The sequence below is a fragment of the Escherichia sp. E14V7 genome (assembly GCF_004212225.1).
Classification (GTDB): domain Bacteria; phylum Pseudomonadota; class Gammaproteobacteria; order Enterobacterales; family Enterobacteriaceae; genus Escherichia.
The window spans coordinates 58332-82935 of record NZ_RHJJ01000018.1 but is presented as its reverse complement, the minus strand read 5'-3'; the positions used below and the strand labels follow the sequence as shown (position 1 = coordinate 82935).

The 24604-nt window shown below is 49.6% G+C and carries 15 protein-coding genes and 3 pseudogenes; 5 read left to right on the top strand and 13 right to left on the bottom strand.

Translation table 11 applies throughout. The annotated features are described in order from the left end of the window. Nucleotides 1-2: 2 nt before the first annotated feature. On the bottom strand, nt 3-7859 hold the full coding sequence (locus tag D9741_RS19975) for an Ig-like domain-containing protein (protein ID WP_165383467.1): 7857 nt from the start codon (nt 7857-7859) through the stop codon (nt 3-5). Nucleotides 7860-8708: 849 nt separating this feature from the next. On the opposite strand from D9741_RS19975, the gene D9741_RS19970 reads away from it, so the two are divergent. The 3 genes from D9741_RS19970 to D9741_RS19960 all read left to right on the top strand — a co-directional run bounded on the left by D9741_RS19970 (nt 8709) and on the right by D9741_RS19960 (nt 10598). Next, nucleotides 8709-9632, top strand: a complete 924-nt coding sequence (locus D9741_RS19970) for an omptin family outer membrane protease (RefSeq protein ID WP_130209505.1) — start codon at nt 8709-8711, stop codon at nt 9630-9632. A 229-nt stretch (nt 9633-9861) separates the two neighbouring features. Continuing rightward, nucleotides 9862-10128, top strand: coding sequence for a DUF1778 domain-containing protein (locus D9741_RS19965; protein ID WP_130209503.1), 267 nt, complete (start codon nt 9862-9864; stop codon nt 10126-10128). After that, nucleotides 10116-10598, top strand: a complete 483-nt coding sequence (locus D9741_RS19960) for a GNAT family N-acetyltransferase (RefSeq protein WP_130209501.1) — start codon at nt 10116-10118, stop codon at nt 10596-10598. Before D9741_RS19965 ends, D9741_RS19960 begins: the two co-directional genes overlap by 13 nt. Before the next feature lie 513 nt (nt 10599-11111). Here the strand turns inward: D9741_RS19960 and D9741_RS19955 are convergent. From D9741_RS19955 to D9741_RS23410, 3 genes are all read right to left on the bottom strand, one after another. After that, complete coding sequence (locus D9741_RS19955; RefSeq protein ID WP_130209499.1) at nt 11112-11612, bottom strand: DUF6622 family protein; 501 nt, start codon at nt 11610-11612, stop codon at nt 11112-11114. Between the two features lie 56 nt (nt 11613-11668). Then, nucleotides 11669-12172, bottom strand: coding sequence for a helix-turn-helix domain-containing protein (locus tag D9741_RS19950; RefSeq protein WP_130209643.1), 504 nt, complete (start codon nt 12170-12172; stop codon nt 11669-11671). Between the two features lie 312 nt (nt 12173-12484). Further along, entirely contained in the window at nt 12485-12646 is a 162-nt protein-coding gene (locus tag D9741_RS23410; RefSeq protein WP_165382765.1) for a hypothetical protein, read from the bottom strand. A 449-nt stretch (nt 12647-13095) separates the two neighbouring features. On the opposite strand from D9741_RS23410, the gene hipB reads away from it, so the two are divergent. Next, a complete protein-coding gene (hipB, locus tag D9741_RS19945) occupies nt 13096-13362 on the top strand; it encodes a type II toxin-antitoxin system antitoxin HipB (RefSeq protein ID WP_130209497.1) in 267 nt (88 codons plus the stop codon). Continuing rightward, nucleotides 13362-14691, top strand: a pseudogene (gene hipA, locus D9741_RS19940) (type II toxin-antitoxin system serine/threonine protein kinase toxin HipA). Before hipB ends, hipA begins: the two are co-directional and overlap by 1 nt. Nucleotides 14692-14709: 18 nt before the next feature. Here hipA and tssE read toward each other — a convergent pair. The 9 genes and pseudogenes from tssE to tssF form a co-directional block, all read right to left on the bottom strand. After that, complete coding sequence (gene tssE, locus D9741_RS19930) at nt 14710-15144, bottom strand: type VI secretion system baseplate subunit TssE (RefSeq protein WP_130210702.1); 435 nt, start codon at nt 15142-15144, stop codon at nt 14710-14712. Between the two features lie 7 nt (nt 15145-15151). Continuing rightward, nucleotides 15152-15451, bottom strand: coding sequence for a bacteriocin immunity protein (locus D9741_RS19925; RefSeq protein WP_130210704.1), 300 nt, complete (start codon nt 15449-15451; stop codon nt 15152-15154). An 823-nt stretch (nt 15452-16274) separates the two neighbouring features. After that, nucleotides 16275-16673, bottom strand: a complete 399-nt coding sequence (locus D9741_RS19915; protein WP_130210706.1) for a hypothetical protein — start codon at nt 16671-16673, stop codon at nt 16275-16277. 678 nt (nt 16674-17351) lie between these two features. Next, nucleotides 17352-17627: a bacteriocin immunity protein gene (locus D9741_RS19905; RefSeq protein ID WP_130210710.1), complete on the bottom strand. Its 276-nt coding sequence runs from the start codon at nt 17625-17627 to the stop codon at nt 17352-17354. Between the two features lie 3 nt (nt 17628-17630). Beyond that, nucleotides 17631-18458 (bottom strand): annotated as a pseudogene (locus D9741_RS23645) (S-type pyocin domain-containing protein); the annotation flags it as partial. A 501-nt stretch (nt 18459-18959) separates the two neighbouring features. Then, nucleotides 18960-21194, bottom strand: a pseudogene (gene vgrG, locus D9741_RS23640) (type VI secretion system tip protein VgrG); the annotation flags it as partial. A gap of 4 nt (nt 21195-21198) precedes the next feature. Beyond that, a complete protein-coding gene (tssJ, locus tag D9741_RS19895; RefSeq protein ID WP_130210714.1) occupies nt 21199-21723 on the bottom strand; it encodes a type VI secretion system lipoprotein TssJ in 525 nt (174 codons plus the stop codon). 35 nt (nt 21724-21758) lie between these two features. Continuing rightward, entirely contained in the window at nt 21759-22841 is a 1083-nt protein-coding gene (gene tssG / locus D9741_RS19890) for a type VI secretion system baseplate subunit TssG (RefSeq protein ID WP_130210716.1), read from the bottom strand. After that, nucleotides 22805-24574 (bottom strand): type VI secretion system baseplate subunit TssF, encoded by a 1770-nt coding sequence (gene tssF / locus D9741_RS19885; RefSeq protein WP_130210718.1) that lies wholly within the window; start codon nt 24572-24574, stop codon nt 22805-22807. Before tssF ends, tssG begins: the two co-directional genes overlap by 37 nt. Between the last annotated feature and the right edge of the window lie 30 nt (nt 24575-24604).

The window sequence follows — 24604 nt, the reverse complement described above, 5'->3', positions numbered from 1 at the left end:
GTTTAGCTAATGGTTAAATCCAGATCAATGTTGAAATCAACAGCCCAGCTCCAACGGTTACGGGCCATAAAGTGAATCTGACCAGTGTAATGACCGGGGGGAATCTCACTATTATCACTACGAAGCCATGTAAGTTTGGCGGTGAGATTGGGTGCTGAACAAGAATTATAGGCAGAATTAAAGACGCTTTCTCCACATTGAGTTACGCGGTTACCCCTCAGATGAATCGTATATTGGTTGCCATTTTCATCTGTCACAGGTGTCGTAATTTCCGCATAGCCAGCCCCGGAAGAGAGTGTTTCCGCGCCCATTGTGGGGGAGACAGTGACAAATCCCGCTGAAGCACGAGTTTCTAAAGTAACAGATTTATAGATGGCTGAGTCTGTGTTGATGACCCAGCTATTGGATAGTTTACCGTTAAAGAACACAACGTTGCTGTCCTGTTGTGTCGAACCATTAATGAGAGCAGTGACTGTAGCCTTTCCTTCCTCACGCCCCTTAAGTGTGACAGTTGCGACTCCAGAATTATTTGTCTTCGAAGTTGCAGCAGAAAGGGCGTTCAGCGTCGTCTGCCAGTTAACTGTGGCACCGGGAACCACATTATTATTGATGTCCTTAACCGTAGCGTAATAAGTAGACATATCCGAATCGTCATTGTTAATAAGGTTTTTTGCATACGTTAAATCAAATATCGTTGCTGTTTTAACATCGCCAATAAAGGTGACTCCGGGCGCGGCAAGCTGTGTGCCACTTATTGGCATCGTGGCGGTGACAATTGTTGTGGCTGCGATTTTTGTGTGTCCGGTGATGGTTGCGACGCCCTGGTTATCTGTCAGGCTGCTGGTGCCGTCTAACGTCAGATTTGGGTTGTTACTGGTCCAGTCGACCTGGACACCCTCAACCGGATTGCTATGCGCATCTTTGATTATAACTGACCAGGTCACCAGTTCCTTGTCATCGGCTACGGCCTGGGTTTTGTCCACTTTGCTGTCAGACAGAGTCGCGGTAGCAATGTTGCCAATCATATTCACCGTCACGTTCTGGTGACTGTTATTACTTTCCGCCGTGATGTGCGTGGCTCCGGCCTGGGTGGCAGAATAGGTTATCTCTGTAATACCCTGGTTGTTGGTGTCACTGTAATTATTAGCCTGGAAAATCCCACTGGTATTATCGGAGCTCCAGTTAACACGTTGGTTAATAACAGGATGACCGGATTTGTCCGTTACTGTGGCTTTCAGCGTTATGCTATCACCTGCGATCACATCCGTTGTTGTGGATGGGATGAGCACAGAGACTGTGGCGGTAGTCGCATCGGCACCAAAGCTGATGGTTTCAGATGACTGGTTCACGCCATTAACGGTTGCCACGGCCTGATAAGCGAGCACATCCTCTGAGGTGAGCGTTGCTGTAGCCTGACCCTGGGCGTCGGTTTTTTGCGGACTGCCGGTAAGATGATATTTACCTGTTGCTGGCTGAATCTGCCAGGTCACCTCACTCTGGTTGACGGGGTTCTTGTATTCATCTTCCACGGTGGCGGTCAGGGTAACCACATCCTTGTTATTCGCCATTGCGCTGGTTTTACTGGCGCTGACGTTAACCGGTTTTGCACTCTGTATATCAGGCGTGATGGTTAGCTGAATAGTTTTCTGGCTGTGATTGTCGCTGGATGCCGTAATGGTGGTGGCTTTCGCGAGCGTGCTGCTGTAAGTCACCTTCACGTTACCCTGCGCATCGGTGTTCGACGTTGTTTCACTGAAAACACCTGCGGCATTGTCAGACTGCCAGACAACAGGTTTATTCGCGACCGGGTGACCGGATGCGTCCAGAACCTGGGCGGTCAACGTAACAATACCTTTACCGGCTGTGACACTGGTGTTATCTGCCGTCAGGCTTTGCAGCGTAGCAGACGTCGCGTCCTCAGTGAATTTCACTGTACCTGATGTTGCCAGTGCTCCGCTGGCAACATGGCCAATGTTACCGCTGATCTGATGCTCCCCACGTTGTTTTGAGGTCAGAGATACCGTCACTTTACCATTGCTGTCTGACGTGCTGGACGCTGCCGACAGAAGACCCGTTGCAGGTATCGCCGCCCAGTTGATGCTGATGCCCGGCAGCGGGTTATTGTTTGCATCCACCACAATCCCCGTGAAAACAATTTCATCGGTGCCGTTAGCGAGTGCGTTCTGTTTACTGAGTTTCAGGTCGGTAAGCTGCGCAGTGCGGGCGTCACCGATAAAGGTTACCAGTGGCGCATTAAACGCACTGCCTGCTTCTGCCTGTGCGGAGAGGCTGACCGTACCGGCTTTGAGCGCCAACAGTGTAACGGACGCGACGCCCGAAGCACCGGTTGTTGCGCTCGGTGCTGAAAGCGTAACAACCGTACCAGAAGCGCTCCAGGTCACTTTATGATTTGCAACAGGGTTGCCTTTAGCATCTTTTACTGCTGCGGTGTAGGTAATAAGCTCCTTGCCGTCGGCAATAGCCTGCGTTTTATCCACGGTGACGCCAGTCACTTTTGCCGAAGTGCTGTCGGCAATAAAGTGCAGACTTTGTGAACCTACTGCGGCACCTGTCGCGGTGCTGGCGGAAACAACCACATCCCCGCTTGACTGTGACGTTAGTGTTACCACGCTGTTGCCACTGGCATCGGTGGTGTTCTGCGTGCTACTGAGCGTTCCCTTACCGGACGTAATAACCCACTTCACCTGGCTGCCGATCACCGGATGCTTACTGGCATCAGTGACTAGCGCCGTCAATTGAATGGCATCATTCAGGTTGGCGACGGCAGTTTTTTTGTCGGCGTTAAGTGAAGTTACCGCGGCGGTTTTACTGTCCGCCATAAAGTGCAGGACCGGAGACGCCAGCTTCTGCCCCTGCAGCGTGGCAGTCAGCGTAACCTCTTCCACCGCCGGAGAACTGACCTGGACTGTGACATGTCCCTGCTCGTCCGTCTGGGTGGTCGTAGCGGTTAACTGTGCGGTGTTGCTGGTTGAACTCCAGTCGATCTGGACATTCTTTAACGGATTACCCTGTGCGTCTTCTGCGACAGCAGTCAGCGTAGCGCTGTCCTTTCCGTCGGCCAGCAGGGTGGTTTTATCCGGTGAAATGCTTTTCAGCACGGCGCTTTTGGCGTCGGCAACAAACGTCAGCGTGGTGGTTTGTTTCGCTGCACCGTTCGCGGTGGTGGCGGAAACAGTTGTCTGCCCGGCGTGTGTGGAGGTGAAATGCATGGTTGCAACCCCCTGATTATCCGCAAGGCTGTTGGTGCTGGCGAAGGTCAGCTTCGGATCGTTGCTGCTCCAGTTAACCTGTGCGCCAGGCAGGATATTGCCGTTTGCATCTTTCACCGTGACCGACCATGTTATCTGTTCATTGCCATCGGCTACGGCCTGGGTTTTGTCCACTTTACTGTCAGACAGGGTCGCGGTGGTCATATCACCGATAATATTCACCGTTATATCCCGGCTGGTTTGATTGGAACTCGCCGTGATATGCGTGGCACCGGAACGGGTGGTCTTATATTTCATCTCCGCGATACCCTGACTGTTGGTTTCGCTGGCAGCAGCTGGCGAGAAATCGCCAGTGGTGTTATCAGAACTCCAGTAAACTATTTGCTTTGCAACAGGGTGGCCGCTGCTGTCAGTGACTACGGCCCGTAGCGTAATGATATCTTTGCCCGCAACAATATCGGATGTTGTGGACGATGTCAGGGCGGCAACACCGATGGTGGCTGCGTCGACATCAAAGTTGATGGTTGCAGACGATTTGTTCACACCGTTAGCGGTTGCCACGGCCTGACAGGCGACCACATCCTCTGAAGCCAGCGTTGCGGTAACCCGGCCCTGATCATCGGTTTTTTGTGGGCTACCGGTAAGATGATACTTACCTGCCGGTTGGATCTGCCAGTTAACATCACTCTGGCTGACGGGGTTTTTGTATTGATCTTCCACTCTGGCGGTCAGGGTGACCACATCCTTGCCATTCGCCGTTGCGCTGGTTTTATTGACACTGACATCAACAGGTTTTGCGCTCTTGACATCGGGCGTGATGGTTAGCTTCACGGTTTTCTGACTGTTATTGTCACTGGATGCGGTGATCGTGGTGGCCTGTGCACGGGTGCTGCTGTAGGTCACCTTCGCATTACCCTGGGCGTCGGTATTCGAGGTGGTTTCACTGAAAACCCCCGCGGCATTGTCAGACTTCCAGACGACAGATTTATTCGCCACCGGATGGCCGGATGCGTCCAGCACCTGAGTGGTCAGCGTGACGCTGCCTGTACCGGCGGTGATACTGGTTTTGTCTGCATTCAGGGCAGACAGGCTGGCCGTGGCGGCATCCTCGGTGAATATCACGCTGTTTGAGGTAATTGCTTTACCGTTCACCAGAGCGGTAACCTGATGCGCCCCGCGTTGTTTTGAAGCCAGGGATACCGTCACGTTACCGTTGCTGTCTGACGTACCAGAGGCCGCGGACAGGTGGCCAGTGGCAGGTGTTGCGCTCCAGTTGATGCTGATACCCGACAGCGGGTTACTGTTCGCATCCATCACTGTACCCGTGAAGGTGACTTCATCGGTGCCGTTGGCGAGCGCATTCTGTTTACTGATTTTAAGGTCAGTAAGCTGTGCGGTGCGGGTGTCTCCGGTAAAGGTTACCGGGGAAGCATTAAACGCAACGCCTGCTTCAGCCTGTGCAGAGAGGCTGGCTGTACCGGCTTTCAGCGCCGACAGTGTGACCGAGGTTATCCCGGAAGCATCAGTTTGCGTGGTTGCTGCAGAAAGGATGACGCCAGCGCCGGAGGCATGCCATGTTACTTTATGGCTTGCCAGGGCGTTGCCTTTCTCATCTTTTACTGTCGCGATGTAGGTTACAGATTCTTTTCCGTCGGCAACGGCGTGTTTTTTATCCACGGTGACGTCGGTGACTTTTGCCGAAGTGCTGTCGGCAATAAAATGCAGGTTATGAGAAGCCACTGCGCTACTGCCTGCGGTGCTGGCAGTAACCACCACATCCCCGCTTGAGGCTGACGTCAGCATGACCTTGCTGTAACCACTGGCATCGGTGGTGTTCTGCTCGGTGCTGAGTACCCCTTTACCGGACGTAATGGTCCACTTCACCGGGCTGCCGGATACAGGATGCTGGTGTGCATCGCAAATCAGTGCAGTCAGCTGAATGGCGTCATTCAGGTTGGCAATGGCGGTTTCTTTACTGGTGTTAAGCGACGTTACCGCAGCACTTTTATTATCAACCGTAAAATGCAACGTCGGGGAGGTCATCTTCTTCCCCTGGAGGGCAGCCGTCAGTGCCACATCTTCCACAGCAGAGGAGCTAACCTGGGTTGTAGCTTTGCCTTCGTCATCCGTCAGCGCGGTTGTCGGGGCAAAATGCGCGGTAGTACTGAGGGTACTCCAGTCGATCTGGACATTTTTTAATGGGTTACCTAACGCATCTTCTATAATAACGGTTAGCGTTGCGCTCTCTTTCCCGTCGGCCAGCAGCGTGGTCTTATCCGGTGTAATATTTTTCAGCACGGCGCTTTTGGCGTCGGCCGCAAAAGTCAGAGGAATGGAGTGTTTTGGTACCGCTTTCCCGGTTGTCTTGTCTCCGGTGGTGGCGGAAACGGTAACCTGTCCGGCACTGGTGGAGGTGAGAAGCATGGTTGCCACGCCATTCTCGTTGGTTTGGCTCTGGCTGCCAGCCAGATGTGCTGTGGTACTACCGGAACTAATGGCCCAGTTCACGGTCTGGTTTGGTAAAGGGTGGTTGCTGGTATCGGTCACGATGGCCTGCAGGATGATAGTGTCCTGGCCATTGGCGATAGCACCGGTTTTATCGCCATCAATCTGGCTGATCACTGCGTTGGCATTATCCGCAATAAACTGCAGCGCTTCACTTTTAATCATTTCGCCGTTATCGAGATGGGCGCTGATTGTTGTACTCAGGAGCTGGGAACTGGTCAGCGAGATGCTGGCGTTCCCCTGGGCATCGGTGCGAGCGGACGTTGCCGACAGGAGAGCTTGCGCATTATCCGTGGTCCAGGTAACGGGGACGCCCGATACAGGATTCCCCGTTGCATCCACGACGTGTGCAGTGAGGCTGATGGCATCTTTGCCGTTAGCCAGGGCTGACGGCACAGATGCGGTTATCCCGTGGGCAGCAAAGCGCTCGCTGGCAGCGGGAGATTCCAGAGTAATGGTTGTGCTGCTAATCTTCTGAGTTTTGTTATAGAAAACATCGACAGTTGTCTGTCCAGGCATATTGCCGGCATGGAAAGTACTGACATACACACCGGGCGAGGTTTCTTTAAACGCTGAGATACTGGCTGGCACCTGCGTTGGCGCGGTTGCCGGAGAGAGGTTGGTTTTCTTTTGCAGCCTGGCTTTCTTTTGTGGCTTCTGTTGTTTTGAGTTGGCTTGCGTGATTTGAGCACTGAGGTTAGCTGCCTGACCGGTGACTTTCTCACCACTGGCGGTGGTCAGCGTCACGCTAATCGGTGTGCTGCTTGCTCCGTCCGCTGGCAGCGTCATTTTAGCGGCGCTGGCGGTGGTGACTGCGTGTTGAATATTAAAACTGTCAACCTGCACAGTCATGTACGCCGGTGGCGACTGGTTACCTTTCGTATCCAGAGCCGTCGCGGAAACAACATAGACATTCTTCACGGCGTTGCCGGTATGATAATGCGGGAATGTGACGGACCAGGCGCCATTTTTCTCGCTGATGTTGCCGCCGTTTTTCAGCAGACTGTCGGCCTGCCAGTGGATGTGATCAAGGGGATATTTGCTCTTTACCTGCACATTTACCGGCAGGGTCATAGATTCAGTGCCGGAAATTTTATCCTGCAGGGTCAGCCAGATAACCTGTTGCTTACGGTACTCCAGCACAATGTCGTTGTTTCTGTTTACCAGCTCGTAACGGCTACCCATCAGCGTTCTGCTGGCGCCGACGGCGTCTGGATCGAGATGGCTCGCCAGGGATTCGCCCATTTTCCAGTTGAGATTGAGGTTCACCTGGGTGTCGTTCTGATCACCTTTACCCATTTTTTGGTTCAGGCCCACGGTCATCAGTGGGAATGGCGTGTAGTTGACGCCCAGCGTCATGGCCCACGAGTTGCTCAGGCGCTTATCACTGCTATTCTGCGAGAGTGCCACTTCCTCACCAAAGTACTGCTCCCACGCCAGTTCTGCGCCTAACTGTGGATAAACGGGTAAATACCCCTCGGCGCGAATGTCATAGCCATTGGCGACGCGTTCCTGATAATCGTCATAGCGTTTTGAATTCTTCCAGCCGGAAAGTCGGCGGTAACCGTTTGCGCTCAGGCGGAAGAAATCGCCACCCAGCTCCGTACCGACGCCCAGACGCTGATGCTTATTACCGGAGAGCTGCTGGTCATAAAAAGTGTTGACGCCCCACATCCAGTGGTCAGCGAAGTAACGATAACCAATACCGATATTGGCTATATCGCGGTTATCATTGCGGCGGGCGCCAACCTGGGTAAACACGAGATCCTGCTTCTTGTTATCGTAAAGAGGGACCAGGAGATCCACGCTGGCATTATTGAGTGCCATTTTGCGGTCCAGGGTCGCGTTAACTTTGGCGGTTCCGAACTGCTGCAACCACTGTTGCACTTCACTGGTGGCAATCGAAGAAGTGCTGCCGATGGCTGAGGATATCAGCGCATCTGTTCTGTTGCTCTGCTTTAATAATTCAGCCGTGCTGGTAATGATCGAAGCGATTTTTTTATCGTCACCATCATCCTGTGCTGCCGTTTTTGCAGAGTGCTTTCCTTTTTCTTCTTGTTTGGATTTATTCTCCGGCGAATTCGTTGCTGCCTGAGCAGGGAACGTAAAAACAAAGGAGTTCATAAAAATAACCGTGAGCTGCAAAAATATTTGCAGGCAGGCCGTGAGTCTCTGTTTCATAATAACATCAGTCTGTTGTTTGAAATTTGTTAATAGACGGCGGACAGTATTTAAATATATCCGTGCCAATCTTCCTTAAAGTACTTTTTTCTTCTGTTCAAATTGCCTGAGGCAGACGGCGGAACAGTGTATTGCTGACGTTTATTTGCACGTCGGTGTAATGTGTTTAATTTGTATCTCCTGGCCTGGGAGGTGATAGAAACTAAAGAATGTTAATGATTTTTTGTTAATAATGGAATATTCGGATAGTTATGGTTTTATGTGTATTTTTTAATGAAAACATACTGTTGCGTATAACAGTTGCTATAATTCCTGGTAATGTTGTTTATAACTAGAATATATAGGTCTGGTTGCTATGTGAAATCACAGCATAAAATTCCATTATTACTGCGTTGGTTGGCGTCGATGCTATAGTGATTTATCTTTGTGATATGATTATATGTATGTATATCAATCAATTATATTTCTTTGGAGTTGTGTTGTATTTTGAGTTACGTTGTTTGAGTTTTTATTAGGGGTTTTACCTTAATTTGTTCTGATGTCAATGAATGTTCTATTTTAAAATGTGGAATAACCACGTAATTCTGCATAATTTGATTGATTGCAGTCGCGGGATGTATGGCATTATGGGCTGTAAAAATATCATAGTCCAATCAGGTTAAATATATCCATAAATGACAGCATTTCCATCATTTAGTCAGTAGTAATTGCTGCTGAGGTATAACTGAAAAATTTATCGGTGCGCTGATGTCAGTCATAAGGCATATCCACCAGGTTATAAGGGTAAAAGCGATGTTTAAAAGAGTATTACTTACCGGGGCAGGTTTACTTGCATTAACGCCATTGGCATATGCTGACCAGAGCGTTAACTTTTCTCCTGAGAGTGTGTCAGTTGAAACTTCCCTTTCGGTGTTAAACGGGGAGTCTCGCGAATTTGTTTATGATGAAGGGGTTAAAGCAAGCCAGCTTAACTGGAAAATAAACAATGCGCCGATTATTAAAGCAGGTATTACCTGGGAGCCATTATCATGGTTGTCGCTGAATGCTAATGGGTGGACAACGCTGGCATCTCGCGGTTCAGGTATGGATGATTATGACTGGTCTTATCCTTCGCAAAGCCACTGGAGTGACTGGTCTGGCAGTCCTGACACGCACCTGAATTTTGCCAACCAGTTTGATCTGAACCTTACTGGCTGGTTGCTGAAAGAAGATAGCTTTAAGCTCGGTGCTTTGGTGGGGTATCAAGAAACCCGTTTTAGTTGGCTGGCCGAGGGCGGGCATTATTCCTATGATAATGGTGCTAATGAGGGCGATTTCCCGCGAGGTGAGCGTACCATTGGTTACCAGCAGAAATACCGGGTGCCTTACTTAGGGCTGAAGGGTCAATATATTTACCAGGATTTTGATATCACAGCCCAGTTTAAATTCAGTCCGTGGGTAGAAGCGCGTGACCATGATGAGCATTACCTGCGTGACTTGAGTTTTAATGAAAGTGCCAGTAATTCAAACTATTACTCAGGGACTATCAATGCGGGATATCACATTACTTCTCAGGCTCGTGTCTTCACTGAACTGAGCTGGACGCGTTTTTCTGAAGGCAGGGGTGACACAGCTGTACGTGATAAAGTCACAGGTGACTCTGAACATTACAATGATGCTGCGGGTATTCAAAACTATAACTACGCCATTGGCGCAGGGATTGAGTACCGCTTCTGATGGTTAAATGCGTCTTCGGGGGCAGTAAACGCCCCCGAATTTAAATAAAAATTACGTAGTTACAACATCCTGATAGTTTACCCATCCGTTGCAGCAGCCGTCTTGCCAACATTAAGTACCTTTAGTCAGTAACACTCTGGTGAAAGATTCAGTTATCCGCTATGTATAGTAATTGCTACACAGCAATAATCTGCTATGCTGTATAGCAAATGCTATACGGAGTGTTACCATGAAATCAGATGTCCAACTCAACCTTCGCGCCAGAGAATCCCAGCGGGCGCTGATAGATACGGCAGCAGAAATTCTGCATAAGTCGCGCACGGATTTTATCCTCGAAATGGCTTGCCAGGCCGCAGAGAATGTCATTCTTGAACGCAGGGTGTTTAATTTGAACGAGGAGCAGTATGCCGAGTTTATCGATATGATCGATGCACCGGTAGAATCTAACCCAGCATTAGAAAAACTTCTGGCAAGGAAACCACAGTGGGATTTGTAACTCAGCCTGAACCTTTATCGAGTTCTCATCAACTTGCGGAATTTGTTAGCGGTGAGGCTGTTCTGGATGAATGGTTAAAACACCGAGGCTTAAAGAATCAGGCGCTTGGGGCTGCGCGGACGTTTGTTATCTGCAAGCAAGAGACAAAACGTGTAGTTGGTTATTACTCACTTGCAACCGGTAGTGTGAATCATGTCGAAGCAACGGGAAATATTCGCCGTAATATGCCTGACCCCATACCGGTGATTATCCTGGCTCGTCTGGCGGTCGATCTTTCATTCCACGGTAAAGGACTGGGCGCCGATCTGCTTCATGATGCGGTATTGCGATGCTATAGAGTCGCTGAAAATATTGGTGTTCGCGCCATTATGGTTCATGCACTTACTGACACTGCCCGACGCTTTTACCTGCATCATGGTTTTAAAGCATCACAAACGCAGGAGAGAACGTTGTTTCTCCGACTGCCGTAATAATGGGGGGCAAGGGAGATTGAAATGTGCATACCGAGGCCTTCCAGATGTGTCATTTAACATAATTTTTGTTATATGTACTTTAAAATCAATAAGTTACTTTTTTATGCGATTCATTGTACGCACTTAGGCATGGCTTGCGATAAATGTCACTCGGCCCCAGTCGGTTAACAGAACAGCAATATAGAACATTAAGCGCGATAGGTCAGTTATAGACGCGGACGGCGCTGTTGAGTGTCTGCTGTGAAGCAGACATTTAATTAAATAAATGACGGGATAACGATATTGCTCGTTCTCCACGGTTTACGGATTTTAAGCAAAGCTTTTTGTAAGTTATCAATTGTCACAGATCCAAGAGCAATCCTACAACGCTTATAGCGTTTATGCCTTGGGGTATACCCTAACTGTGCGACCATCGCTTACCACAAGCGAAAATTTCAATTTCATCTGGCGTGAGCCAACAACAATGAATAGCGGGTCCTTTGGGTTTCGATCACCGGTAGTTACGGTTAATCATCTTCTGCTGTACCAAGGGATGAAAAGGCTCAGGGTTCCTCCCCAGAATACGCCATCAATAAGTCCTGTTACACCGCCAAACAACATACAAAAACTTGCGGATGACCGTAATCCCGGTTGCAGATAAATGGCTGAAGTAAGTATGAACTTCATGCAAAAAGTAATCACAATCAGCCCCAGGGTCAGCGGCGTCCCAGCCCTGATAATCATGCCCGGATTATCTGAATCTCTCAGCGGTGGCTGTAAGCGCCACAACCTGTATCCAAGAGCCGTGCCTGCGAGCAGTCCTGCTGCCATCATTGAAAGGCTTGCGCCAGCAAGTGCTGTCTCAGTGATAACACCATATGCCCCCCAGACAAGAAAAAGCACTGGGAGAAAAAACAACCGCCTGATTGTCATCTCCCGGACATAAAGAGCAGCAAAGCCGCGTCGCAGTAAAAAAGCCAGCAGGATCCATATCCAGACAGGTGTATCTCTTAAAAAGATTGCAATATTCATAAGTTGTCCCAGTTACGAAAGTTAATCTTTTTCAGTACAGGTGAATCGGCACACCATTACTTTTCAGTGGTATTGTTATTCGATATTTTATTTCCTGACCGAAGAATTTTCTGCAACCTGCGTTGTTGCCATAAGGCGATTTTCCCTCGCATGATAAACACGCGTATTCCCCTGAGTATGACAAGTCCTCCCCATATAACAGCTACCACAACGGACCAGTAACTTTCCGGGGTAAACAGAGAGTTAATTATCATTAATGCTGTGCATACCAGAACAGCAGTAACCAGAATCCGATAAAACCGGGTTTCCTGTGCTACCTGAATTTTGGCTTCGCTGATGCGTTCATCAAGAGCCTGGCTGGCAACGTAAGTCTCTTCCGAGAGATCAGAAACATTTATATCAAAGGCTGAAGCAATCGCACTGAGTGTTTCCAGACTCGGCTTCTGGCCTTTTTCAGTTCGCTGCACAGTCCTTACAGAAAGAGAGGCGACTTCAGCCAGTTGTTCCTGCGACCATGCCTTTCTCAGACGATATGTTTTCACCTTTTCAGCGACAGTCATCATTGTTCCCGTTCTCTGCAATGTCTGTGACAATAATACTTGCACATCAGTCCGGCACCGTATACGACACCACCATGACAGCAAGGCGACACGCCAGTGTCATAAGGTCGGACCCCTGCACATTCAGTTGGGTCTGGGGTTGGGTGACAGCCGCAGCTTCCCGTTCTTTCCGTCGACTTCCAGCATCAGCGGAACGTCTGAATTTATGCTGAATATAGAGAAACTGAAGTAAAAGAGGAGCAGGGTTACCCCTTACTGGTGATGCCGCAGTAATGATGATTATCTCGTCTTATCCGGATTCCGGTCACAAGGTTATGCTCCGTTTTTGTGGATAACCAGCTGTCCGTCAGCATGGATCAACATATCATTCACCCGGCATAGTGGATTACCTACATACGGCTCGCGAGTCCTGCGACCAGTGTCTGTCATGATGGTGGACGCAGGGCTACCTGCGGCAAACTCCGATTCAGCCATGAAGCACACTATACCGGGTGCGCACTTTCACTGGATCCACTACACAGGGTACAGCTTTCACTTCAGTATCATCGCGTTATCAGAGCCGATCATCATTCACGATACACTGTACCAGGTAAAGTTTCCTAACCGTGCCATCACGCTATCAGGTATGGTGGCAATGACGTGATCCACTATATCGGGTACTGATCACATTCTTGGCTAAAATACACACAAAACACACAGAAAAGTCAGAAGAAAATGGACTGCATCGGGGTAATGGGGCTGACGCCACCCGGTGTAGTGGAGATGCACTATACCTGTATGGTCGTTTTTATCCGCGATCGCGGCTATCGCAGTGTTTATCCCGTAAAGCGGATAAAATGCGTTTGCAGATTGACTTTATCCTCACTAAAGGATAAAACTGAAAATATCCCCTAAAGCGGATAAACTTCTTGTGGACGTATGGCATGATAAGCTTTCCGATGATCTATAGCCCAACGCAATTAGCAAATGCAATGAAACTGGTTCGTCAGCAAAATGGCTGGACGCAGAGCGAGCTGGCGAAAAAAATCGGTATAAAACAGGCGACCATTTCCAATTTCGAAAACAACCCTGACAACACCACGCTAACAACATTTTTTAAGATATTACTGTCGCTTAAGCTATCAATGACGCTATGCGACACGAAAAATGCCTCGCCAGAATCAACTGATCAGCAAGATCTGGAGTGGTAATGCCTAAACTTGTCACGTGGATGAACAACCAGCGGGTAGGCGAGTTGACGAAGCTGGCCAACGGTGCCCATACCTTTAAGTATGCGCCGGAGTGGTTAGCCAACCGTTATGCCAGGCCATTGTCGCTTTCGCTGCCATTGCAGAGGGGGAATATCACCTCTGATGCCGTATTTAACTTCTTCGATAACCTGTTACCCGATAGCCCGATTTTACGCGACCGGATCGTTAAACGTTATCATGCTAAATCCAGACAACCGTTTGATTTATTGTCAGAAATAGGGCGAGACAGCGTTGGCGCCGTGACGTTATTACCAGAAGACGAAACCGTAACGCGCCCGATAATGGCATGGGAAAAGCTTACTGAAGCCAGACTTGAAGAAGTATTAACGGCTTATAAAGCAGATATCCCGCTAGACATGATTAGGAGGAAGATGACTTTCGCATCTCGGTTGCTGGCGCGCAGGAGAAGACCGCGCTGCTCAGAATGGGCAATGACTGGTGCATTCCGAAAGGAATAACGCCGACGACGCATATCATTAAATTGCCGATTGGTGAAATCAGGCAGCCCAACGCGACGCTCGATCTCAGTCAGAGTGTTGATAATGAGTATTACTGTCTGCTGCTGGCAAAAGAATTCGGGTTGAATGTTCCCGACGCAGAAATCATTAAAGCGGGAAAGGTGCGCGCGTTAGCGGTCGAACGCTTTGACAGACGCTGGAATACTGAACGAACGGTTTTACTTCGCTTGCCGCAGGAGGATATGTGTCAGACATTCGGTTTACCTTCATCGGTGAAATATGAATCTGACGGAGGCCCAGGCATCGCGCGGATCATGGCGTTTTTAATGGGGTCCAGCGAGGCGCTTCGCGATCGTTATGATTTTATGAAATTCCAGGTATTCCAGTGGTTGATTGGCGCGACGGACGGCCATGCGAAAAATTTCTCTGTGTTTATCTAGGCCGGCGGTAGTTATCGACTCACGCCATTTTACGACATCATTTCAGCATTTCCGGTATTGGGTGGCCCGGGAATACATATCAGCGATCTCAAACTGGCAATGGGGCTTAATGCATCCAAAGGCAGAAAACGGTAATCAATAAAATTTATCCGCGACATTTTTTGGCGACAGCAAAGGCACTGAAATTCCCGGAAGTGCAGATGCATGAAATCCTGAGTGACTTTGCCAGAATGATTCCCGCAGCACTGGATAACGTGAAGACTTCATTATCGGCAGATTTTCCGGAGAACGTGTTGACGGCAATTGAAACCAATGTGTTGAGGTTGCACGGTCGGTTAAGCCGAGAATATGGAAATGAGGGTATGAATTGATTAGATAAATTGATGTTTTTACAGATTTTGCTGCTGTTTCAAGTGTCTGATCATCACCTTTCCCTCTGGCATAAACTCGGTCCCATACCGTACAAGTCCGATACCTCTCAGTTCCGCATCTATGGCGTAACGCAGCTCCCCGGGCACTTGCTGTTCGAATAAAGTTACATTAAGGGACTGCAAACGTGGTTCATACTTGAGTAGAACACCGGCCAGCGTATCGATTAGCTCGTGGGCTGTTCCGGGCATGCCTTGCAGAATTTTGGTCATATCCGGCAAACCATAATCTGGTAGATGAGATATGGTCCCGGCCCGGGCGTTCAAGATACGCTGGATGTTATCCAGCACGGATAAAATGACCTGGTCTTCTTCGTTTACAACTTCAAGGGGAAGATCCCCTGTAAAGTTGCCAGTGAGAATTTCATATAACGATGGGGATTTTCTATTGGACATTTAGACCTCAAGAATCCGCTTCAGAGTCTTTAAAAAGTGGGAGGCCTTGAGATTTTCTCCACACCCTCACAATTTTGATAATATTATTGGGGTTCCCGTCTTCTGGTGATTCAGGATAGGCTATTAGGTCTCCTTGCTTAGGGTGCTCAGTAATAACTATGAAATGGTACATGAGCTTATCTAAGTAAGTATCTAATTCTTTCCCTTTTAGAAACTTATCTTTCCTTGTTGCTTTTCTAAATTCATGTAAGAATTCGAGAAATTCATTTTCAGTGTAATCATTAAACGTACGCATAAATTCAAACATATTTTTCTGTCTGTAATTATGGATTTAATAAAGTGTCATTTACTCTTGGAATTACATAGGGTTATAACGTTCTAGTTTAAATATCTTTGAAAATAGGAAGGCTTTGGGATATTCTCCAGTTTAAAACTGCCTCAATCAATCCTTCTGGAGTACATTTTGAATTATCCTTTGGGTGAAATATTAAATCGCTCTTTTCAGGATGCTCCGTGATTTTGTCAAAGTGATTCGATAATTTTGTCAAATAATCACTAAGAGATTCCCCCTTTGGCTTTGCTTTTCTTGAATTCTTAAAAAATTCATTCAAAAAAGCAAAAATTCTTGTTGTGTATATTCTGAAAATGAGTTTTTAAGTTCCATAAATTACCTTCTATTCATTTTGTGTGGTTTTATTAATCTTTAAAAAGAGCTAATCCATGGTTTTTTCTTGATTTTTTATTTCCTTAATTACGGATTCTGGATTGTCTTCTTCTGGGTGTTAGGGTAATATATAAAATCACTCGCAGTAACTGAGCCAACTAAGTAAATGATTTTATCCAAAAGCTTGTCCAAATAATTTTCTAATTCTGTATTGCTTAATGATTTTTTTGATACTTGCTCGGGATAGAATTCACTTACAATTTCGGTGAATTCGTTTTATGTATAATTGGAAATGTTTTCGCTCATCTCAGTTACATTTATCATTTCGTGTCTCCTATTTACCATAGTGAATAAATTTATGTTGAAATCGTGATGCCGATTTTACCATTCACACTGGTCTGCGCCAGACCGCATGGCATAAACCTCAGAGATCATCTTGGGCGAAAGTCATTTTGCGGGAATGATGTTAGTTATGGAGAAGTAGGAATTCCTTTAGCTCATTAGATAAATTTTTTTGCTCTACGTAATGTTTTTTCTTTTCCAGAGATAGCCTCCCCCAGAAAGGGTGCCAATATATACTCCACCATGCTTCTATATCGCCTTGTAGACTTCCGAATGTTTCTACATCCCGGTTAGGGAATACAGTGCTCGGTAGCGGTGGTTCTAAATATAAAGCGTAAATATTATCAATGAGGTTGTTGTCATTAGTTATTATATCTACTGCTGTTTGACCAAATTCTTTAAATTGATAATAGTGAAGAGTGCTGTTTTTGAGCGAATAAATAGCTTTATTGCTGGTTATCTTTTTGTTGAACCTTTCCTCGATCGTATCAACTAGCTTTGCTAAGTCATCGGATTTAATCATGAACCTGGTTGAGTATGCATATACCCCGCTCCCAACAAAAAAGAATGGTGGGTATCTTCTTTCTGAGTCTGGGATTGTGATAAAGGTATTTTCAGAATAGATATCCTGAAGGTTATTTTTTTTTTGCTAAATAAACGATCGAAATTAATTTTCATCAATATAATCCGCAACCAAGTCCGCTCCATAATATCCAGCGACTCCGAATATCATTCCCCAACAAGTCCATTTTTGTTACTAAATTAAGACCGTTACGCAGCAGTCATGATGATATTCTATTCATGATTCTTTGACCTAGAAGTCCTTAAATAATGGAAGCTCTTGATATTTTCTCCATTTAATTATTTCATTTAATGCACCTTCAGGCGAATCATTTTCAGGTGTGTCTGGGTAGTATATAAAGTCACTAACTTCTCCGGTCCCAACCAGTACAGTCAACATATCAAGGAGATTATCTAAATAAGTTTCTAGCTCGTTACCCTTAGGTGATGACGATGATCTATGTTCTGAGTAAAATTCATTCAAGATTTTCATGAATTTATTTTTAGTATAATCTTCCAATTTGTTTTTAACACACCTATTGTTAATCATAATCAGCTTTGCATTCCTCATAATGTGCAAGCAGAAATGTTTGGTTAGATTATCTCATCAGATAGCCATATTGAGTTCAGGTATTAATTCTTAACTATCTTTAAAAAGTGGAAGCCCTTGGGATTTTCTCCATCTTATTATTTCCCCGATCACCCCATCAGGGCTATCTTCACGGTCGTCTGGGGGATAGAATAACAATCCATTACCTTCAGGGTGATTTACAATTAGGTCAAAGTGCGCAACTAAATTATCTATATACTGCTGCCGCTCTTTTCCTTTTAATTTTTTTGGGTTCGTGAAAAATTCATTTAAAAAGGTTCTGAACTCATCCTCTGTATAATCCTCAAGCTTTGGCTTAAACTCCATAAATCACCTATTTTTCTTTGAGTGTAAATTAATATGATTTCTAACTGTGTTTACGCGCATGTTTTCAAAGTCATAAACAGCCCCACTATCAATAATACGTTCTATATGGTGTATTTCAAATCTTTTTCTTCCACCAACTTGTTCTGGCACTATGCTGAAAGGAGCATTCCCATCTCTTATTTCCATCTGGTTAACCCTTTTAAACTGACTCATCAATTCAGGACATTCTGCCACAGCAAGCCAAAACTCTTCTCTAAAATGGTCAAAGTTACGGAAGGGTTTTCCTCTAAGTTTATCAGCAACCTGCGCAGGTACAGGTGCCCCCAGACCAGAGCTCGCAGCCTCAAGCCATTTCTCTGAACCTGATAGCGTCTCCCCCTTCCCTGTTGCCACACCTGGCTCATCCCTCGCGGTTTTGAGATAAACATAAATCGGCTTAATCCCTGAATCCGCAGGGAACACCAGAATGTAATCGTTAAGATCGCGTTCTTCCGGCACCGGGAAAGGTGGTGTCGTGTATTCATCTTTACCGTCAGGAATTGGCGTGACGAGTATTGTTGCCTGGTCTATTGGCTTGATGTCGCTGCCGGTATGTGAGGGAAGGTCACTGCCCTCAGGTCTCTCTGGCGTCCAGGTAATCAGCGGACCATCGGCACCGTGAGCTGGAGTGAACTCATATTGATTATGCTCACTATTCCACACCATGTTTGCTGTGCGGACACCTTCATACGGGGTACCTTCACCCGTATGGACGCCATAGACCCGCATGTTGCCCTGTTCATCCTGGCGCCAGAAGAATCTCACCCGGGTTGTCGCTTTTGCCCCGGTGATGGCTTTCTGCCGCAGCTCTTCCTCGTACCAGAATTCATCCCGGCCAGGAACCCTGTCACTCCCCTCGCCCGCAGATGGAACGTAGAGTGCGGACATCATCGCTCCTACATACGGAATTCCCCGGGCCGCGCCCAATACGCCGGTCAGGGACCATTCTCCCCAGACCTGGGTCATCACGCCCGTAGCAGCCCCAAGAGCAAGTGGTGCAGCCGTTGCCTGAGCGCCCCCGGCGTCAGGCTTACGCTTTTTGGCTGACTGGGCATGCTGAACGACTTCATCATCTGCATGCTCATGCTGATGGCCATAACCGCAGCAGTCGTCCTCGACAGGCTGGGCAAAAATTGTCATCTGTCCAAAGTTATCAACGGGCTCTTCGGCAGTACCGGCATCCGTGCAGCCTTTCTCCTTCAGGCAGGATTTTGCATACACCGGCGTCACCCACGGGGTGAGCGTTTCGGGATTGAATTCTCTCATGGTCGCTGGAGGCGGTAAGGATAAGGCCTCCGGAGGTTTAGCACTGGCTGATGCCGCCATCGTCCTTTTCACCTTCCGTACATACGACGCTGTCGTACCATACTCGACCTTCCCGGCCTCAAGCTTCAGATAACTGCCACCACCAATCAGCGTGATACGTTTTTTTCCGGCAAAGGAGATGTCACTCGCTGAGCTCAGCGTCAGCTTCTTCTCAGCGAACAACCGCATACTGGCGTTTTGCGCCTGGACATCTATTGGCCCTTCCCCGGATTTCAGGCTCAGTTGACCGGTGCGGGCAAAGAGCCCCAGCTTCTCCCCGGTCAAAGCGGTCGCATTGCCCATCACTCCAGCACTGAAGTCTTCTCCGGCGTTAAGCGCAAGGTTCCGGCCCGCGGCCAGCTGCATATCTTCTCCACTGGTCAGTGCCATGCCTTCCGGCGCCGAGAAAAGCACCGCTTCATTGAGCGGTTTCAGCCGCTGCTCAAACATCTGTATCTGGCTGTCGACATCCCCCTTCAGCGCCAGGGCCTTTTCTGCGGCCATTTCCAGTTGTTGCAGTTGCTGATTAAGCCTGTCGATTTCCTTCAATGCAGCATCCATGTCCAGAGCATCACCCTGCGCTTTCGCCTGGACATCCGCAGCGACAAAGAGTCCCTTTCCTGCTCTCAGGACTCCCCACTCATCGGTGCGCAGCTCTGTGCCTTTACCGCGAAGTTGTCCTTTGCTGTTCACCAGGTGCCCGTTGTTGAGCTGCGTTTTACCGTATTCCGTGGCGAGTTTGATGTGCTCCTCACCACGCTTGTCTTCCATCCGCAATTTTGAGTTGGCCGGTGTCCGGAGGATGTTCCGGGTATGATTGTCCCGGTTCACAAGATCGGGATGTTCGGAGTCGTGTAGTGCACAGGCGATGTACGGCAGATCAATATCGCCATTGCTGTACGCAATCGCCACTTCGGTGCCATCGATGAGCGGCGTATGCCAGCCCAGCGTTTCACCGGCATAAGGCTTCGCCATCCGCAGCCAAAGGTAGCCGTAACCGGGTTCCGTCCCCTCCCGGTCGAAGTCCTGCTTCACCCGATAGCGCCCCTGCTCATCCAGATGTGCGTAGGTATCATTTTTTTCGCGACTTTCGATCCGTGCCGGAAGCGTACCCGCGATGACCGGACGCGGGATCTCTGCCGGACGGAAGCAGTAACGTTCGGTGTAAGGCTGGCCCCAGACCGACACATGCAGACGGGAATCACGGGCGCCCCGGAAGGTCACCAGCGTAAGGATGACGCCCTCTTGCAGGGCCGTAATGACATCGCCCTGCGGCTCCAGCACCTGCCCGGGTGTGAGGTGTGCAGCATTGCTGAACAGGTGAATACGGGCCGACCTGTTGAGCTCCCGCTCGTGGTGAAGTCGGGCCCAGAACGCGCCAGATTCGGTTTCCGGCTCCGGGCTGGCATCGTCTCCCGCTTCACGATAAGGGGCTGCGTAGCGGTAATGCTCCCCGGTGGTGACCACATCATTACGCACGCTGACCGCCGCATTCATCGGCATGGTGGCTGTCCGGTAGTTGTAATCACGCGTGGTGACAGTGCCGGTGGCAATGTTGTGCCAGGTCCGCACATCCCAGACCGATTCTGCCACACTGTCGAACAACCCCGACGGCTCGCTGTAGGGCAACTGCACATCAAACTGATAGTTAAGCTGGCTGTCGGCCAGTATGTAAGTATCCAGACCGCGCACGTCGTCCATCTCCGTACGCCAGTAAATACCCACCTCAGACAGAATGCGCTGAATGAACTGCAAATCCGTTTCCCGCCACTGAGTGATAATTTCACGTGGTGGGTAGGTGCGCTCCAGTCTGAATTCAAAATCGGGACCTTCCAGACCGTGTTTACGCAGCACCTGCTCAACCACCTCAGGAACAGACTGGTTCTGATAGACCACGCACTGTCGGGTATATCCCAGGAGCGCCAGGCGCGAACTGATCGTAAGCCGGTAGTGAGACTGGTCCTTTGAGGTGGAAAGCCATTCCAGGCGGGTCACCATGCCGTGCACACTTTTACCGCTCCGCATCCGGAAAGAGGCATATTTCATCAGCACCTCTTCCGGGGGGATATTCGCCTGAAGCGTTGTGAACTCGATGTCCCAGCTGAAGGGTTCGCTCAGTGCTTCCCTGCCGTAAAAGCGCAGAACATCCGGCTTCACTGAGCTGTCAAAAATATCCAGAAAATATCGGGTCTGTCCGTCAAAAAGCGCTAACCAGTTATCCATCACGTCACTCCTTCACCGGCACGAGGCTGAGCCAGCCATCACCCAGTTCAATCGTGCGGGGGTTGTCCGGGTCCAGATCGTCACGGGTCAGCACCAGGCGCCAGCGGTTGTCCTTCTGATCCGGGCGGTTAAATAATCCCACCACCGCCACGAACTGAGCGTCTTCATCCATGGGCATATTGAGTGTCATGCTGCCTTCTGGCATCACCAGCAGCTCTTTAGACGCCAGTACGTCGTCTTTAAGTACCGTATCGGCATTGCGCAGCAGTGTCTGGTAATCGGCGGCATCAACCGCTTTACGATCCCTGAGCTGATAAACTCTCACCATCGTTGCCAGCGGTGTCTGTGCGCCATCAGCGTTAATGGCCGTACGCGGGGTAAAATCCAGATGCAGCGTTTTGATTTTCTTGTAGAAGATGGATTTCGTGATGCTGACCGTACCGTCCGTGACAGTCTGAGTCAGACCGCAGCCAGCGAGCAGGCTACAGGCAATAAGCGTCAGCGCCCACCAACGGGTTACTGTTGCCATTCAAAAGTTCCTTTATTGAGAGTGGGAGTACGTGATTATTCGAAGCGGTAGTGCCCGTCTTCAGCGGACGGTAGCGCAGAACATTGCAACCCTTCATAGCAGCCCAGACTGACGGTCAGACTTCCCCGACTATTGCTGAGCTTGCCTGCTTTCAGGCCCAGCAAGCCGGTGCGGCCCAGCTGGATACGTCTGCCTTTGCCAAGGCGTGGCTCAGGCAACAATCGTACGGGTACGGTGAGGCGCAGTCGGGCGTCACTGCGGTAGCCGAGATAAACGCGCAGCAGGACCAGTAAATCGGTATGGAGGAAACCACCTGGTAACCACCCTTCGGCTTCCTCCGGATCTTCTGTCTCCAGCGTCACCAGTACCCGACTGCATGCTTCCTTTGCCGTTTTACCCAGCGTGGCTCGCTGAGAAAGACAGATGCGGTTCCCGGTACCCAACCCGCTACGGTTATCGATATGGACCTTAACCGGATCGGGCTCGGTGATAATTGCCCGGGTATTCGGTGCCAGTAGGCTTACCAGGGCCCGAATGCCTTCTGCATTGCGGGTGGGTAATCGCATGGTACCCAGCAAGGCCAGAAAGCGTGAAACCGGCGTTGCCACCTGTTCAGCGGTGCCCGGTATACCAAGGCCGACCAGCCCCAGCAGACACTGAGATGTGGCATCGCGGCCACCTGCCTCGAAGGTGGCCGGCCAGGCGTATTTCCGCCAGATCCGATAATACTGGGTGGTGATACGGTGGCTGAAAATATCCAGAAACGAGGTAACTGCCTCGTGCCCTTCGCGGCGCTGCGCAATGTCGTCCAGCCAGGACGTCGGCAGAGGGGAGTCCACGCCATATATCCCCAAAAATGTCGTACGGACCGTTGGGGGTAATTCCGGGTGGTCTTCGTCAGTCTCCACCGCTTTGAGGGTACTGACCGGGAAACCCATACCAGGCCAGGGCCTGAAGCGGACCGGATCGTTGGCTGGATGGCTGGAGGCGCCCAGTTTCGGCGCGTCCGGATTTTCCTGCTCCAGCAGCTGGCAGAAACGATAAAAATTGGCCCGCCAGATATCTTTGCTCAGGACTAGTGTTAGCCCGGGACGTACTGGCTGTGATTCTCGCGCCATCTCAGTCGTTTTCCTGTCGGTTGCAGCACCAGCGTAAGCTGGTTGAAGAGGTGAATATCAGCGTAGCGCGCGAAGAACCGGTGCAGCATTTCGCCGAAGAGATTCACATCCCCCTCGCCTGCAAAATTATCCATGTTCAGCGTGACCTCTATGTCTACTCCCCGGAGCATAAAGCCCTTCTCAAAACGGCGGAGCAGGGTGTGCTTCACGGCGACGATAGCTTCAAGCCGACGTCGGTTCATTTCATCATCGGTCCAGTCGTACAGCGCCAGCGTTCCCCGCAGGACTTCCGGATTGTCCATCATGCTGAGGAAGTTTGAGCCGAGGTGGCTCATCACCCGCCAGTGAAAACGGTCGTTTGCAGGGGGATACAGCGGTATCGTCGGTGCGGTGACGTTCAGTACCCTGACGGGCACTTTGCCGGTTTTTGCCACCCTGTCCAGGAGCGTACTTTCCAGCGCTGTGCGCGGAAGCTGCCCGTTGGTACCGGTTATTCGCATCGAAAGGGATTCTGGTTTATCGGACAGCTGCTCCAGCTCGAACGAACGCCCCCCGAGAATCAACCAGGTGTCATACAGGCCAGAGGGGCCGCGTTTCACGCGGGTGTGGTAATAACGTTCAGGGGCATCGTGGCGCATCATACCGCCCCGGTGCCGGAAGCTGGTGAACGGTACATAGGGGTGTTTGCCATTCTTTACCGCGCCATGGATATCATCGACGCTGTAAATCTCGGTGTGACCATCCTGAAGACGCAACGGCCTGAGCAGGTATTCGTTATCCAGCGGGTTAAGCGTCAGCGGATCGGCCTCCAGGGTGAAGAGGTTGATGACCGGTGCACAGTGCAGCCGGAAGTTTTCCGTTTCAAAAGGCAGATCGGATGACCAGGCTTCACTGAGCACGATGTCGATTTCAAACCAGGAGCTGGCTTCAGTTAGCCCGATGGTGTCGAGGCCACGCAGTTCAACAAACATAAATTTCGGTCGGAAGCTGAAATACTCCAGCAGCAGCTGGTAACCACTGAAGGCAGTATCGGCTTTCTTCCACAGGCCGTCATTGTCGTCAAAGCCCATGGGTTTGCACCAGCCATCAAACTGATGACGTTCGGTGTATGTCCCTGAATGGCGGGCGTACATGGCGTGAACGCGACGGGTCAATGCCAGGTGGAGTGCTGAACTGATCGGACTCTCTGCGTTGAGGAATATGGCGACTTTGTCGATCCCGGCTTTGCTCCAGTCCACTTTTTCAGGGCATTCGAAGCGCAAACGGATAGCAGAGCGGCCATCGGTTTCAGTATGAAGGCGGGCATCCGCAAGATGCAGTGGTTGCAGAGGAACATCGCGAGTCGTCCGGTACTGGCAGGCGGTTTTATGCGGCCCGACAGGGCGTGATTGTACGGAGAAACCTTCGGCAAGAAGTTCAGCCTGACGAAGGCCACGCCAGTCAGGAGAGAATTCGACGATAGCCAGCGACGGGATGGTCCGCATATAGTGTGGCCACAGCAGACTCACCAGCCCTTCGGTCAGTTCCGGCAGGTCATCATCCAGCTTCTGACGCAAACGGCCCATCAGGAAGGCAAAACCTTCAAACAGGCGCTCTACATAAGGATCGCGGGCGCCGGGTTTATCCAGATTAAGCATCGCTGCCCGATCCGGATGGGCACGGGCGAACTCTTTGCCCGCCTCACGCAGATAGCGCATCTCTGCTTCGTAATAGCGAAGGGTTAAATCATCCATGCATGGTATTCCTGAAAATTATTAAAGAGA

Bases quoted from the DNA above. Each gene is read 5' to 3' on its own strand.
- D9741_RS19975 (WP_165383467.1), bottom strand. From the start codon at position 7,859: ATGAACTCCTTTGTTTTTACGTTCCCTGCTCAGGCAGCAACGAATTCG.
- D9741_RS19970 (WP_130209505.1), top strand. From the start codon at position 8,709: ATGTTTAAAAGAGTATTACTTACCGGGGCAGGTTTACTTGCATTAACG.
- D9741_RS19965 (WP_130209503.1), top strand. From the start codon at position 9,862: ATGAAATCAGATGTCCAACTCAACCTTCGCGCCAGAGAATCCCAGCGG.
- D9741_RS19955 (WP_130209499.1), bottom strand. From the start codon at position 11,612: ATGAATATTGCAATCTTTTTAAGAGATACACCTGTCTGGATATGGATC.
- D9741_RS19950 (WP_130209643.1), bottom strand. From the start codon at position 12,172: ATGACTGTCGCTGAAAAGGTGAAAACATATCGTCTGAGAAAGGCATGG.
- D9741_RS23410 (WP_165382765.1), bottom strand. From the start codon at position 12,646: ATGGCTGAATCGGAGTTTGCCGCAGGTAGCCCTGCGTCCACCATCATG.
- hipB (WP_130209497.1), top strand. From the start codon at position 13,096: ATGATAAGCTTTCCGATGATCTATAGCCCAACGCAATTAGCAAATGCA.
- tssE (WP_130210702.1), bottom strand. From the start codon at position 15,144: ATGTCCAATAGAAAATCCCCATCGTTATATGAAATTCTCACTGGCAAC.
- D9741_RS19925 (WP_130210704.1), bottom strand. From the start codon at position 15,451: ATGTTTGAATTTATGCGTACGTTTAATGATTACACTGAAAATGAATTT.
- D9741_RS19915 (WP_130210706.1), bottom strand. From the start codon at position 16,673: ATGATTAAATCCGATGACTTAGCAAAGCTAGTTGATACGATCGAGGAA.
- D9741_RS19905 (WP_130210710.1), bottom strand. From the start codon at position 17,627: ATGGAGTTTAAGCCAAAGCTTGAGGATTATACAGAGGATGAGTTCAGA.
- tssJ (WP_130210714.1), bottom strand. From the start codon at position 21,723: ATGGCAACAGTAACCCGTTGGTGGGCGCTGACGCTTATTGCCTGTAGC.
- tssG (WP_130210716.1), bottom strand. From the start codon at position 22,841: ATGGCGCGAGAATCACAGCCAGTACGTCCCGGGCTAACACTAGTCCTG.
- tssF (WP_130210718.1), bottom strand. From the start codon at position 24,574: ATGGATGATTTAACCCTTCGCTATTACGAAGCAGAGATGCGCTATCTG.